Genomic DNA, 13510 nt, shown 5'->3' with positions numbered 1-13510 from the left:
CTAACATGGCAAAGCTCATTCTGACCCACGAAGTAACCGGTCTCGGTGCTGCTGGCGACGTTGTCGAGGTCAAGGACGGTTACGCACGTAACTTCCTGCTGCCCCGCGGCTTCGCTCTGACCTGGACCAAGGGTGGCGAGAAGCAGGTTGAGTCCATCAAGGCTGCCCGCGCTGCTCGTGCCCACGCTTCTGTTGAAGCTGCACAGGCACAGGCTCAGGCTCTGTCCTCGAAGAAGGTCAAGCTCGAGGTGAAGGCCGGCGAGTCCGGTCGTCTCTTCGGCACCGTCAAGCCTGCTGATGTCGCTGCTGCTGTTGAGGCCGCTGGCCTCGGCGCCATCGACAAGCGCAACGTTGAACTGCCGAACCACATCAAGTCTGTCGGTTCGTACCAGGCCAACGTTCGCCTGCACGAGGATGTTTCCGCTGTTATCGACCTCGAGGTCGTTGCAGGGAAGTAGTCTCTGACTGCTAAGAAGGACCCCCGCTGCCGGTTTCCGGTGGTGGGGGTCCTTTTGTTGCCCCCAACCCGCGCCGAGATGGCATTTAATGCCAATCCGGAGCGCTGGGATTGTCATTAAATGCCACCTCGGCGGAGATTTACGGGGTATTGAGCTCCGACATGACGTGTTGGTAGCCCGTCCGGATCATCTCTGCGAGGACCTCACGGTCCACGTCGTCCAACCTATTGATGTATAAACATGCGGCTCCGGTCTTGTGCTTGCCCAACTCCGGAAGCAGGCGGTCGGCATCGGGGCCGTACGTGAGGCCATAGAGCGCGAGGTTCGCCTTGCGCGGTGAGAATCCGACGGCGGCAGAGTCACCTTCGCGTCCGCTCTCGTATTTGTAGTGGTAGCTACCGAATCCCACGATGGTGGGCCCCCACATAACCCCTTCCTCCCCGGTGATCTCCTGCATCATCCTCCGCAGTTCCAACCCATCGGCGCGCCGGCCGGGGTGTTCCACGGAGGACAGGAATTCATCCACGGACACGTCCGTGGGCTGGGTCTTGTTCTCTGCCATGCTCGTAGTTTCGCATGCACATCACCGGCCAGCCACCCAGTGATAGCCTGCAGCGGTGACTTCAGAATCCTTGCGCATCCGCCCTTTCCACCAAGTTGACGTCTTCTCAGCCCAGCCATATCGCGGTAACCCGCTGGCAGTAGTAGTTGACGCAGAGGGACTGAGCAGCGAGGCGATGCAGCACTTTGCTAATTGGACCAATCTCTCCGAGACCACCTTCCTTCTCCCTCCAACAGATCCGCGTGCCGATTACCGTGTGCGCATCTTCACGGGCAGCGAGGAGTTCCCGTTCGCTGGGCACCCAACCCTCGGTTCCGCACACACCTGGCTGCAGGCCGGGGGAGAGCCCAAGACTGACGGCGTGCTGGTGCAGGAATGTGGCGCAGGTTTGGTCCGGGTGAAGCACGACGCCGGTCGGCTGGCTTTTGCTGCACCACCACTGACCCGCTTCGAGCCGGTGGATGCCGATGTTCGTTCCCAGCTGACGGCCGGTCTTAGGCTGCCGAAGGACTCCTTGCTGGACGCATCATGGCTGGTGAACGGCCCTGAGTGGGTTGGTGTCCTGCTTGAGTCCGCCGAACAGGTCCTGGCGATCGAGCCGGATCTGGTGGCCATGGGTGATCTCAAGGTCGGGGTGATCGGCCCGCACGAGCCCGGTTCCGACGTCGACTTTGAAGTGCGGACGTTCATTCCAGGCGACGCGATGGTGGAAGATCCCGTGACCGGCAGTTTCAATGCCGGTGCAGCGCAGTGGCTGATCGGCAGCGGCCGGGCTCCTGAAGAATACGTGGCGGCGCAGGGCACTGCCTTGGGCAGGGCGGGTCGCATCCATGTGAAGGCTGGGGGCGGTGACATCTGGGTCGGAGGGGCATCTGTTACTTGCATCCAGGGCACGGTCCTGCTGTAGTTCTACCGGCCCGGGGATTGGCGTCCCCTCCGGCGAGCGTTTAGCGTGAGACTTATGTCAGCATCCGATGCTTCCGTGAAGGCCAACGGCAACCCTTTGCTTGTCCTTGGCAAGATCACGTCCATCCTGGACGCCTTTTCCCTCTCGAAGCCGGTGCTGCAGCTGAGCGACATTCGCGAGTACACCGGGATGCCGACATCCACGGTGCAGCGTCTCGTCACCAACCTGACGTCCCAAGGATTCCTGGACCGGGAGGGCGACGCGTACCGCATTGGCATGCGGATGGCCTATTGGGCAGCTCCAGCCACCCGTGGCATGGAGGTGGTGGACATCCTGAGCCCGCTACTCAAGACGTTGCGCGATACTACCGGTGAGACTGCGTGCTTCTTCAAAGCCGAACAGCACTACCGCGTGTGCGTCGCCATGGCAGATACCCGTCACGCGCTCCGCCGGGAGATGCACCTTGGCAAGATCATTCCGCTCCACGCAGGTTCGGCCGGCAGGGTCCTGCTCGCTTGGTCGCCGGAATTGATGGAGGCTGTCCTTCGCGACCCGTTGGAGCCCATTACCGACTACACGATCACCAGCTCCGAGGAATTGGAGATTGCGGTCAAGAAGACGCGGGCCGATGGCTTTGCGATCACTGTAGGGGAGCGGGAAGACGGGGCCTCCGGGCTTTCGGCGCCAGTGTTCGATTCAGCCGCTGCCCTGGTGGGCGCAGTCACCATCAGCGGCCCCACGCTGCGGATGCCACTGGAAACGTGCCAAGCGTGGGTGGAACCTTTGCTCGCGACTGCGGAACATATGACCAGACTCATTGGTGGGCGGTTCCCGGGGGAGTCGTAGGGGATATTGAGAGCTAACGGGTAGTAACCAAACGGGCGCACACGCAAGGAGCACATTATGGATTCTGCACGAACTTTTGAATCGATCACCATTATTTTCAATCCCAACAGCACGGGCAATGCGCCCGAACTGGCCGAGCAATTACAGGTCAAGCTGAAGGACATGCTGCCCTACGCGCCAGAGATTACCCTGCAGCCCACTGAACACGCTGGACATGCTGTGGAGTTGGCCCGGACGGCGGCAGCAAAGGGAGGCGACGTCCTTGTTGTCTCCGTGAGCGGTGATGGTGGCTATAACGAGGTTGTCAACGGCGTGATGCAGGCCGGAAACCCGCAAGCGGTGTGTGCGGTCATGGCCGCGGGCAACGCCAACGATCACCGTCGGATCACGGGAACCAAGCCACTGGAAGAGGCTATTGCTGAGGGACACGTCCGGAAAATTGACCTCCTGAGCATTCACACTGGCCAAAAAGAAGGCGAGCCGTTGGAGTATGCGCATTCCTATATCGGATTCGGCCTCACACCTGTTGTGGCCACCGAGCTCGAAAAGGGCAGCAAGGGAGCCCTGACTGAGATGGTTTCGGTCATCAAGACCTTCTCGAAATTCGAGCCCTTCGGCATCCGCACCTCCGAGGGCAAACGCAGGAAATTCGACAGCCTGGTTTTCGCCAACATCCCCGAAATGGCCAAGTACGCCACGCTCAGTGAGGCCGACGATCACCCCTCGGACGGGAAATTTGAGGTCATCATCTTTCCGCACATGCCCAAATGGCGAGTGCTCCTGACTGCCCTCCGAGCAACCACGCAAGGTCTGGGCGATCAGCCGAGCGTGAGCAGCTACGAATTCACTACACTCAAACCCCTGCCATACCAGATGGACGGTGAAGTGAAGACGGTGGAAGCCAATGTGAAAGTCAGGGTGGAATGCGCTCCGGCCGCTCTGGCGACAGTGGGCTAAATCCAGTCTCTCTGGCAGCGTCCGGGTAGGTTGTCTGAATTTCCCTGGCCGGATCATTGAGAACCACGTCACGTTTCCGTATGCAGGCCCACATAGTATGTGTCCGCCCCTCACTGTTTGTCTGGTGCACACAGGCGGGGCCGGATCAATCGTGGGAAATCCTGTGAGGAATTTACCTAGTCCGTGAGAGAGGCGACAACACTTGGTGTCCATCAGTCCTTCACCGGAGTTGCCACGGGAATCCGCCAACTACAGACCTGGTGAGCCGCTGAGGTCATGGATCAGCGGTGAGCCCATGGTCCCGATCGATGCACAACTGATAATTGCTGCTTCGCTTGCCCTCCCATCCCTTCGACGACTGATCAACGGCGACAAGCTTGAGGATCAGGACCTAATAGCCTTCGGCAGACTCAATTCGAACTGTGTACTTCGCTGGTATGAACCGGTTGTGAGCCTGATCAATGATCCCCAGATACCGCCCGAAGTGATTAGCGTCCTAAAGGCATCCGTACATGGACTGGAGTCCTAGGCCAAGTGTCTGAAAAGCTTCCAAACAATTTTCGACAGTGCTGGCCTTTTCCGAGGAGCGTCCAGTGTCCATAATTTCGGAGGGGAAAATGAAACGTCTATTGAAAACCCGAACAACAACTGTCCTTCTGGGTGCAGTTCTTCTCGGGGGTGCCGGAATCGGAGTTGCCAGCGCTACATCCCAGCCGACGGCCAAGCCCCAAGTAGTGCCGCATGCGCCAGCTGTCGTGTTAGGTGACGCCACCTTCGAGAAGAATGCCGCTGGCCAAACGTATGGCCTTCCAACTGAGGTCGATGGGGTTTCCCTTGAACCGGACCTGATTCGGGCGTATGCAACCAACGATCGAATTGGGTATGTCAAGAACGAGGAACGAAAAGTAGCAACTGGCGATCCATCGCTGTTCAAGTCGCCAGAAGAGGCATTGCATTGGCAGGCAAGCCGGGCCAAGGGTCCGGTGAGTATCCCGGTTTACGACCTCGACGGCGTCACCGTCATAGGTGAGTTCGTCTTCTCGGAGGGGACCGTCACGTCGAGCACTGACGAATAGAAACGCCCTAACGAGCGGCTCCACCACAGGCTGACGTCACGAAGTCGTAGATACGCCCACGCAACTCATTTGGTGCCGCAATTTTCAGTACGCCTTCCCGTGCACCCACCGAGATCCTTAGCGGCAACAGCGTTCCCACCTTATCCTCGGCCACTGCATGCGGGTCGCAACGCGCAGGACGGATCGTCAAGGGCACCTCTTTCGGGGCGGCGCCGGACGATATCGCGATGTCCCGCGGCCAAGGATCCGCGGGCGATTCGGCCAGCAGGGTGGTTCCGTCGATGGAGTTAATCGTGAGCTTTTGCGTTGACTCACCAGGAGTGCTCGCAGGAGTAATGACAAGACGCACGACGGCGGTGCGACCATCGGGGGCCACCTCAAGATCGGGGTCCAAGACGATGGCAGCTACGGCGGCAGCGTCGGCTGCCAAGCACAGCTCGTCGGCGTTCCGGGGCAGGACGTTGAACGGATCCTGCGCCTCAACCGAGGTTTCTGCGGATCCCTTAGCTGGCTCCGAATATTCAACGACGGCCTTGAGGGGTTGAGTAGGCGACTGCCCGCAATGCGGCGCAGGCAGGTTGGCAGGAAGGCTCTTGGGCTGCCGAGGCGGTAGCTCCAGGGCGCCGGCTGTTGGCTCCCAGATGATGTCCTTCTCAAACAACGCGGACTTCAGCCGCGCACCGCTCACGGTAACGGTAATGTCTGCGGTGTTGGTGAGCTGTATGAGGATGGCTTGCTTGCCGTATTGGTCCCGGGATTGATTAACCTCTACGGAGATGGGCTGTGCCTCGGGGTTGGTGGGCGGTTCTTGGCCCGGGGAGCCGTCACATGCCGCCAGGGGCAGGGCGGCCAACAGGGCTACGGATGCCGCCCAGTAACGCCACTCCCTGCTGACCATGGCAACAGTGTAAGCGGCCTATGGCGGAGAATTTATAAGCATGCTTAGCTTAGCCCCACCACAGATGCCGAAGGCACGTAGAAGGGAACTCCATGTCCACCGTTACGCAGCTGTTCAAGTCTTCTGCCGCCGACGTCTGGAATGTCATCGCTGACGGTTGGCTTTACTCCGGGTGGGTGGTGGGTGCATCAAGAATTCGTGCTGTGGATGACCAGTGGCCACAGGTCGGATCCAAGCTCCATCACTCCGTGGGATCGTGGCCGCTCCTCCTCAACGACAGCACGAGTGTCACCGCCGTCGAGCCTGGCCGGAGCCTGGAACTCCTGGCCCGTGGCTGGCCCGTAGGTGAAGCAAAGGTCCGCATCACCTTGGAGGACCTGGGTGGCAACCAGTGCCGGGTGTCCATGGCCGAAGACGCGATCCGGGGCCCCGGCAAGGTGGTGCCAAAGGTACTTAGGGATCCAATGATTACCGTCCGCAACCGCGAAACTCTGCGGCGGCTGGAGCTGATGGCGGCCGGCGGAGCGGGGAAGCCTAGCTTCTAAACGGCCGGGGAGGGGATGACCCAGTCAAAGGCTGCCGCCCGGGAGCGGGCGCCTTGGGCAGCCTTTGAACGGTTGGGTTCGCCCAGCTCTGCCAGCAGCTTCTCGGACAAGACCACAAGCTCCCCGAAGACATCCGGCGTCAGCCATTCGGGACGTGTGGCAAACACGATGTCCTCGCTGGAAGTGTTGCCGCTGGCGCCGGGGGCGAAGGGGCAGCCACCCAGGCCTCCCAAGGCGCCGTCAACCATTGCTGCGCCCGCCTCGATTGCCGCGAGCGTGTTGGCCACGCCCAACCCCCAAGTGTCGTGGCCGTGATAGACGATTCGCCGGGCAGGAGATTCATCCCGCACACGCTCGATCAGGCTGGACACCTGGGCAGGAACGGCCTGCCCCAAGGTGTCGCAGATGACGATGTCAGTGGTGCCCTCCGCCCGGGGATCGTTAGCAATGGCCAGGATGCGCTCCTCCGGAACGTAGCCTTCGAAAGGACAGGTGAAGGACGTTGCAATGCACAGCTGAATCTGGCCATCCACTGCACGCGCGTACTCCACGGCCTCAGGCAAAGCAGCCAGGCTCTCGTCCGTGGTCCGGCCGATGTTCGCCTTGTTATGTGAATCCGAAGCAGACAGGCAGTACTGGAAATTCCGCGCGCCTGCAGCTGATGCCTTGGCAACATGGCCGGGTGTGGCTACCCAGATCCAGCACTTTTCGAGTTCCTCGGGCGTGAGGGCGTGGACCACTTCGAGAGTGTTGGCCATGGTGGGGACGAGGTCCGCGCGCGCCATGGATCCGAGCTCGATCGCCGGGACGCCCAGGCGCAGCATCTCGCGGACTGTTTCGATCTTTTGCTCCGTTGGCAGGAGTTTTCCGGTGAGCTGCAGCCCGTCCCGCAAGGTGACGTCCCTCAGGATGGCACTGCCTAAGGTGTTTCCAAGCGTTGTGGCGTGGGTGCTTTCAAAGCCGTTCATGGTCGGAGAGCCTCCTCGCGGCCGGAAGCCGCATCGATTTGGGCAGCATCCAAGTGAAGGAGCCCGCCAAGGATTTCTTCAGTATTTTCGCCGAGGTCCGGCCCAAGATTGCGGATGGGCAGGGACTGCTCCCCGATCACGGGCACGATACCCGGGAAACCTACTCCCGGGAGGATCTCCTCGCCTGTGGAAACATCGAACTTCTGGATCATGTTGCGGGCCGCGTACTGGCTGTCCGTGCTGATATCCGCGGCGGTGTAGATGGGACCTGCAGGAACTCCTGCCTCCTCCAAGGCGGCCAATGCTTCAGACGCGGTCAGCTGCCCTGTCCAGTCGCCGATTGCCTGGTCCAGTTCCTCGCGGCTCGCCCAGCGTCCGGCATTTGTCTGCAGCGCTGGGTCCTCCGCTAAGTCCGGCCGGCCGATGGTCTGCATGTACCGTTGGAAAATCGAGTCGCCATTGCCGGCCACCACAATGCTGGCACCGTCCTTGCACACGTACGCATTCGAGGGCGCAATGCCCTCCATCCGGCCGCCCACGCGCTGCCGGTCCACGCCGTAAGCCTGATAGTCAGGAATCAGCGATTCCATCATGGAGAACATCGCTTCGTTCAGCGCGACATCGATGATGCGCTCGGTGAGGGGAACAGCGCCAGCCGAGCTTCGGCGTCGTGCTTCACGTTGGTACAGGCTCATCATGGAGCCGAAGGCGGCGTAAAGGCCCGCGATCGAGTCTCCGATGGAGACGCCTACGCGCACCGGAGCGCGGTCCGGGTCACCTACCAGATTGCGGAAACCGCTAAAGGCCTCGGCGACGGCGGCAAACCCCGGCCGCTCGGACAGGGGCCCGGTCTGTCCAAAGGCAGAGATGCGGGTGACGATGAGGTCCGGATTGGCTTCGTTGAGGACTTCCGGTCCGAGGCCCCACTTCTCCAGCGTTCCGGGGCGGAAGTTCTCAAGCAGGATGTCCGACTTGGCAACCAAGGCCAGGACAGCCTGCTTGCCGGCCTCGGTGCGGAGGTCCAGGACCACTGACTTCTTGTTGCGGTTCAGCGTGCGGTAGAGCATGGAGGTGTTGCCCTTGTGGAGGCGCCAGTTGCGGAGCTCGTCGCCGGTGCCTGGACGCTCGACCTTGATGACTTCGGCGCCGAAATCGGCAAGCAGCCTGCCAGCCGTGGGAGCGGCAATGTAATTGCCGAGTTCGAGGACTCGGACGCCGTCCAGCGGGGTGATTGTTTCGTGTGTCATGGTCTTCTCTCGTGCGTGCTTTGGTGATGGGACGGTCGACGGGCGTTCAGAACAGCAGGCTCATGGGCAGGATGAGCAGGATCGCGACCACGGAGGCTACTGACACTCCCACCGTGACCGATTTCAATGCACCCCTCACACTCTGGCCCAAAAGGGACTGCAGGAGCCAGAACGTGTTGCTGGTGACGTGAACCATGAAGAGCGAGCCGGCGCCGGCGGCGAGGGCCAGCAGCACGGGATCAAGTCCAATCGCGGGCGCGATGGGTGCCAGCAGCCCGGCTGCCGTAATGGCGGACAGGGTGACGGAGCCGACGGCGATGTGCAGCACTGCGGCGATGGCCCAGACCACCAGTAAGGGGGCTACGGTGCTCGCTGAGAAGAAGCCACCAAGGATGTCGCCGAGACCAGCTGCCTTTACGGTGGCCGCCAGGGATCCGCCCACGCCGGTGAGGATCAGGATCTGCCCGCTTTCCTTGAAGCCGACAGCAATGGCCTCTTCAACCTTTTTCTGGCCAATGGACGCACGGGTTACAAGGCACGTGCCGATCAGTCCGATGAGAAGAGCGATGACAGGTTCGCCAAGGAGCTGGAGCCAGGGGAGATCGATCTTGAAAATCTGGAGGATGGCACCCGCGCCGATGAGGATCAGGGAAGTCAGGAGCGGGGCAAAGAGCATGATCAGCGGTTTCTCTTTGCTCTCGCGTTCGGCAACAACCACTGCGCCCTTGGTTGGTTGGGTGTTGGAGCCGGCGCCGGAGTTGCTGGCGGTATCTGTTCCGGGGAGGGAGCCGCTTACGGGTTCCTCGCCCTCGCTGTCTTCCTCTGCCACGAAGGTGTGGTCCTCGTCCTTGGCTTCATTCCAGAAACCGCGGCGGAAGAGGAACGTCATGATGGCAATGGAAATGACGATGGTGGGAATCACCAGCAGCAGGCCGAAGAGCAACATTTTGCCGAGCGGGACGTTGAGGAGGCCGGCCAAAGCCAGCGAAGCCACACCGGGCACGGTAAAGACAATGCCGCATTCCAGTGCGATAGCCATGGCGGTTGCCATGCGTGCCGTCCCCAGTTTTCCGATTTTGGGAGCCAACTTACGGGCAAGCGGGGCTGAGATAACCAGGAGGACATCCAGGAAAATGGACTGGAGGAGCGTGCCTATCGCCAGACCCATCGTGTACGGCAGGCGCTTGGGACCGAAGGTCTTGAGCAGATGCTCCACGAGGCGCCGGATAGCCCCGCTCTGATTGAGGATGGAGCCCATCAAAACGCCGAAAGCGATGAGCAGCCCAACATCGACCATGATCTCGCCGAAGCCGGACGTGATCGTCTTGACGGTCTCTTCGACACCGAGGCCGACCGCCAGGCCTAAATACACGGAGGCGATGACCAAGGAAATGACGGGATTGACTCTGAAGCGGACGATCAGCACAACGGCGGCCAGGACCGCTACAGCTGTGTTGATCAGAACAGCAATGTCTGACATGGGGAATCCGATCGTTGGGCCTTCCACTTTGAAGGCTTGGAATTGATGCGCGCCGCGTGAGGCAGGCCACATCACTAATCCCATATTATGAGTTTGAACTCATATTGCAAGCCCTTGCAGCAAATTAGACTGGCCCAATGTCTTTCCTCATCCGTCCCGCTCGTGAGGGTGACGTTCCTGGCATCACCGAAGTAGAGCTCACCGCCGGGCGAACTTCTCCCGCCGCTGCTTCGAAGTTCGGAGCTGGAATCAGTGCCGCAATCATGGATTCGTATCGACTGGTCTTGGTGGCCGAAGCGCCACCGGACATGCCCCGGGATGGAAGTCCCGGCGTCGTGGGTTGGGCCAAAACGCACTACTGGGACCATTCTGACGGACCTGCGCCTGCGGGCTACTACCTCGGCGGAATCACGGTTGCTCCGCATTTTCGCCGCCAAGGCGTGGCGGCAGAACTGACGGAGGCGAGGCTGCTGTGGATCTGGAAGCGGGCGGATTCGGCCTGGTATGTGGTCAACTCCCGCAATCAACCGTCGCTCGCCCTCCACCAGCGCTGGGGCTTTGAGGAGGTGGCCCGCGGCCCCGGATTTCACACGGTAACGTTCGACGGCGGTGGGGGACTGCTGCTCAAGGCGTCGCGTCCGAAGGCCTAAGAAGGGCGACGCGGGCGATTTCAGTGCCTGGCCTTCGTGATGCAGGTCTGACGGCTTAGCATGGTCCCCAGGTACACCGACTGGGGGAGTGTGTAATGGGGCCACTGGAATCGACTCAAGCCAGCATGACTGGCGCGGCATCAGCCCGAACAGCGGCGGGAGGCGATTCCCCCTTAGGCTCAGGCTCCCGTGCGGCTTTGCGGGCCAAACGACGGCGCCCTTCCCGCCTGAGGAAACTGGACCTGGCCATCATCCTGGTCCTGATCATCCTCCTAGCCGTTTCCGCTACTCCCTGGCCGTCCGCCATGTTAATTCGCAGCGTTTTTGAACGCGGAGCTCAGTCCACTATCGATGAGATGACGCCGTATGTCCCGGACACTCCATTGCAGGAGCGCTCCGGTGTCGTTTACAAGCCCGGCTCCGCCTTTGACGTTTTCAGCCCTGCGGGGACCACTTCTCCGCTCCCCACCATCGTCTGGATTCACGGCGGCGCGTGGATCTCCGGGGCTCAAGGCGATGTGGAACCATATCTTCGGATTCTTGCCGCTGAGGGATACACGACCATTGGGATGAGCTACCCGATCGCACCGGAGGCCGTCTATCCCACGGCAGTACGGGACATCAACGATGCCCTTGCTTATATCAAGGCGCACGCCATTGAATTGAATGTGGACACCACGCGGATTGTCCTGGCCGGCGATTCTGCAGGAGCGCAGTTGGCCAGCCAAATGACCACTCTCACTGTTAATCCCGAGTACGCCAACCTGATGGGGATCAAACCCGCGCTCCAGAAATCGGACCTTGCCGCCACCATCCTGCATTGCGGAGTCTACGATCTCCGGGCGATGGCGGATCTCAATGGCCTGGTTGCGTGGGGCTTCAAAACCTCGCTGTGGGCATATACGGGAACTAAGGACTGGTCCTCCACATATGCGGGCAGCACCATGTCCACCATCGATTTCGTGACCAAGGATTTCCCGCCGACCTTCATCAGTGGCGGCAACGGCGATGGTCTGACGTGGCTTCAGTCGGTTCCCTACAGCAATCGCCTGAAGGAAGCGGGTGTTCCGGTGACCGAATTGTTTTGGGCTGCGGATCACGACCCCGAGCTGCCGCATGAGTACCAGTTCCACTTGAACTTCAGCGAGGCTCGCGATGCCAGGGACAAGACCTTGGACTTCCTGTCCACGCATGCCTCCAGAGCGAAGTGAGGGAATTACCGTGGACCATTCGGAAGAACATATCGAGGCCGGTGCCTTCCGGCTGCCGGAAGCCATGACCGGGAGGGCAAGCCCCGCCAAGGCGGCAGTTGGCGACGAGCCCGTCTTCGCCTACATTGCCAGCCTTCCGCAGCCTCAGCGTGGCGTCGCCGAAGCCATTGATGCGCTGGCGGCCAAGACACTACCGGGGCTCGAGCGCTCGGTGAAATGGGGCATGGCGTATTACGGCGTCGGCGACGGCTGGTGCTTCAGCTGCGGTGGCTTCGCTGGCCACGTCAAACTCATGTTTATCAATGGCGTGACACTCCAGCCCGTGCCGCCGGTGACGCCCGTGGGAATGGGCAAAGCGACGCGGGGTGTGGAGCTCGAATCCGTTGACGACATCGACGAAGACCAAATTGCGACCTGGATGAAACAGGTCACGGCCGTCCCGGGTGTTGGAGGAAAGAAGCGCTGACCGTAGATACCGTGCGGGAATAGTTTGTGATGCTCCCCCGTTCACTCATTTAGATGCATATGCATGTATGCTGGGAATGAACGAGCAACAGGAGAATGCCATGGAAACCCGCCGCATCACAGTCCTTTCCGCCGGACTCGGCGTCCCGTCGTCGAGTCGTCTACTGGCCGACCAGCTGGCGGCCTCCACTGAGCGGCAGCTGCGGGCGGCAGGCTACGAGGCGAGGATCGACGTCGTCGAACTTCGAGATTTGGCCGTGGACATCGCCAACAACTTCGTCACCGGGTACGCCGCTCCGCGCCTCGCAGAGGTGATTGCCGGCGTCGAGGATTCCGATGGCATCATCGCCGTAAGCCCCGTTTTCAGCGCGTCCTACAGCGGCCTCTTTAAGTCCTTCATCGACGTCCTGGACCCCAAGTCCCTCGACGGCAAGGCCGTACTGCTTGGCGCCACCGGCGGTACCGACCGCCACCAGATGGTCCTGGACTACGCCATGCGTCCGCTGTTCAGCTACCTGCGGACCCGGGTTGCGTCCACCGGCGTCTTCGCCGGGCCCCAGGACTGGGGAAACGACGACGGCGGCTCGCCCCTGTCGGCCCGCGTAGACCGGGCTGCCGGTGAACTCGTGCAACTGCTCAGCGGCCCCCAGCCTGGGCGCAAGGCCCCAACCTTGGAGTCACTGCCATTCGAACAGCTGCTGGCCGGTATTTCAGCTGGCAGGTAATCCAATGTCATTGGAGTCGTGGAAGTAGGCGCATTGCCACTCCTGTGTCTTTCGCGCCTGGCGACTCGACGTAAGGGACCACGGGGGATAAACGCGGAAACCACGCTTCCCACCGGAGCCGCCGACGGAAACTATGCCGTGGCTGATCAGGGCTGACAGTGGAAACACGAAGTGACCGGACTTCGCCCCTTCCCTTACTGAGATCACCAGGGTGTCCGCGTCGTCGGCGGAAGCGTGGTCCGCGGGGAAAGGTTCCGTGCCTCCGTCGGCCGATCGCCGCCACACAGCCACGAACAGACCCACCTTCGTCGGCGTGAGCTTGCCGACCCGGAAACGAATCGACGCCCTGCCACTGATGGCGATAGCGGCTCCGTACTCTACGTTGTCGGCCTCCGGAGTGGGTTGGGGGCACTCCCTCCCAAGCCGTTTGATGAGCCGCTGTGCTTCGACCAGGTCCGGATGAATCATGCGTTCAGTATGCACGGGCGTTCCAACTCTTCGAATGTCAGGCGTCG

The 13510-nt window shown here is 61.1% G+C and carries 16 protein-coding genes; 10 read left to right on the top strand and 6 right to left on the bottom strand.

Annotated features, from left to right (window positions below; all coding sequences use genetic code 11):
• The first annotated feature begins 5 nt into the window (after positions 1-5).
• Positions 6-458 carry a 50S ribosomal protein L9 gene (gene rplI, locus VUN82_24735; GenBank protein XAS72237.1) on the top strand — a complete coding sequence of 151 codons (453 nt, stop codon included), beginning with the start codon at positions 6-8 and terminating at the stop codon, positions 456-458.
• A 139-nt stretch (positions 459-597) separates the two neighbouring features.
• On the opposite strand, the gene VUN82_24730 is transcribed toward rplI, so the two are convergent.
• The gene (locus VUN82_24730) at positions 598-1020 is read right to left on the bottom strand and encodes a DUF1801 domain-containing protein (protein XAS72236.1); all 423 of its coding nucleotides are present in this window, start codon (positions 1018-1020) and stop codon (positions 598-600) included.
• A 55-nt stretch (positions 1021-1075) separates the two neighbouring features.
• On the opposite strand from VUN82_24730, the gene VUN82_24725 reads away from it, so the two are divergent.
• The 4 genes from VUN82_24725 (at position 1076) to VUN82_24710 (ending at position 4806) form a co-directional block, all read left to right on the top strand.
• Positions 1076-1927, top strand: coding sequence for a PhzF family phenazine biosynthesis protein (locus tag VUN82_24725; GenBank protein XAS72235.1), 852 nt, complete (start codon positions 1076-1078; stop codon positions 1925-1927).
• A gap of 54 nt (positions 1928-1981) precedes the next feature.
• A complete protein-coding gene (locus VUN82_24720) occupies positions 1982-2773 on the top strand; it encodes an IclR family transcriptional regulator (GenBank protein XAS72234.1) in 792 nt (263 codons plus the stop codon).
• A gap of 57 nt (positions 2774-2830) precedes the next feature.
• Positions 2831-3730 carry a diacylglycerol kinase family protein gene (locus VUN82_24715; GenBank protein ID XAS72233.1) on the top strand — a complete coding sequence of 300 codons (900 nt, stop codon included), beginning with the start codon at positions 2831-2833 and terminating at the stop codon, positions 3728-3730.
• 617 nt (positions 3731-4347) lie between these two features.
• Complete coding sequence (locus VUN82_24710; protein ID XAS72232.1) at positions 4348-4806, top strand: hypothetical protein; 459 nt, start codon at positions 4348-4350, stop codon at positions 4804-4806.
• Positions 4807-4813: 7 nt separating this feature from the next.
• Here the strand turns inward: VUN82_24710 and VUN82_24705 are convergent, their stop codons facing one another.
• Positions 4814-5704 (bottom strand): hypothetical protein, encoded by an 891-nt coding sequence (locus VUN82_24705; protein XAS72231.1) that lies wholly within the window; start codon positions 5702-5704, stop codon positions 4814-4816.
• A 92-nt stretch (positions 5705-5796) separates the two neighbouring features.
• On the opposite strand from VUN82_24705, the gene VUN82_24700 reads away from it, so the two are divergent.
• On the top strand, positions 5797-6249 hold the full coding sequence (locus VUN82_24700) for an SRPBCC family protein (protein ID XAS72230.1): 453 nt from the start codon (positions 5797-5799) through the stop codon (positions 6247-6249).
• On the opposite strand, the gene VUN82_24695 is transcribed toward VUN82_24700, so the two are convergent.
• The 3 genes from VUN82_24695 to VUN82_24685 are packed head-to-tail and all read right to left on the bottom strand — an operon-like array spanning position 6246 to position 9944.
• A complete protein-coding gene (locus tag VUN82_24695) occupies positions 6246-7217 on the bottom strand; it encodes a hydroxymethylglutaryl-CoA lyase (protein XAS72229.1) in 972 nt (323 codons plus the stop codon). The two genes, VUN82_24700 and VUN82_24695, sit on opposite strands and share 4 nt — an antisense overlap.
• Positions 7214-8464: a CaiB/BaiF CoA-transferase family protein gene (locus VUN82_24690; GenBank protein ID XAS72228.1), complete on the bottom strand. Its 1251-nt coding sequence runs from the start codon at positions 8462-8464 to the stop codon at positions 7214-7216. The genes VUN82_24695 and VUN82_24690 overlap by 4 nt, the downstream gene beginning before the upstream one ends.
• A gap of 46 nt (positions 8465-8510) precedes the next feature.
• The gene (locus tag VUN82_24685; protein XAS72227.1) at positions 8511-9944 is read right to left on the bottom strand and encodes an SLC13 family permease; all 1434 of its coding nucleotides are present in this window, start codon (positions 9942-9944) and stop codon (positions 8511-8513) included.
• Between the two features lie 137 nt (positions 9945-10081).
• Here VUN82_24685 and VUN82_24680 point away from each other — a divergent pair, with 137 nt between their 5' ends.
• From VUN82_24680 to VUN82_24665, 4 genes are all read left to right on the top strand, one after another.
• On the top strand, positions 10082-10594 hold the full coding sequence (locus tag VUN82_24680) for a GNAT family N-acetyltransferase (GenBank protein XAS72226.1): 513 nt from the start codon (positions 10082-10084) through the stop codon (positions 10592-10594).
• A gap of 125 nt (positions 10595-10719) precedes the next feature.
• A complete protein-coding gene (locus VUN82_24675) occupies positions 10720-11805 on the top strand; it encodes an alpha/beta hydrolase (protein ID XAS72225.1) in 1086 nt (361 codons plus the stop codon).
• 10 nt (positions 11806-11815) lie between these two features.
• On the top strand, positions 11816-12271 hold the full coding sequence (locus VUN82_24670) for a DUF1801 domain-containing protein (protein XAS72224.1): 456 nt from the start codon (positions 11816-11818) through the stop codon (positions 12269-12271).
• Between the two features lie 100 nt (positions 12272-12371).
• Positions 12372-12995, top strand: coding sequence for an FMN reductase (locus VUN82_24665; protein XAS74787.1), 624 nt, complete (start codon positions 12372-12374; stop codon positions 12993-12995).
• Here VUN82_24665 and VUN82_24660 read toward each other — a convergent pair.
• Positions 12981-13463: a MepB family protein gene (locus VUN82_24660; protein XAS72223.1), complete on the bottom strand. Its 483-nt coding sequence runs from the start codon at positions 13461-13463 to the stop codon at positions 12981-12983. The two genes, VUN82_24665 and VUN82_24660, sit on opposite strands and share 15 nt — an antisense overlap.
• Positions 13464-13510: the final 47 nt, after the last annotated feature.

The organism is Micrococcaceae bacterium Sec5.1 (assembly GCA_039636795.1).
In the GTDB taxonomy this organism is placed as follows: Bacteria; Actinomycetota; Actinomycetes; order Actinomycetales; family Micrococcaceae; genus Arthrobacter.
The sequence above is the reverse complement of the archived record's forward strand: the minus strand, read 5'-3'. Positions and strand labels throughout refer to the sequence as shown.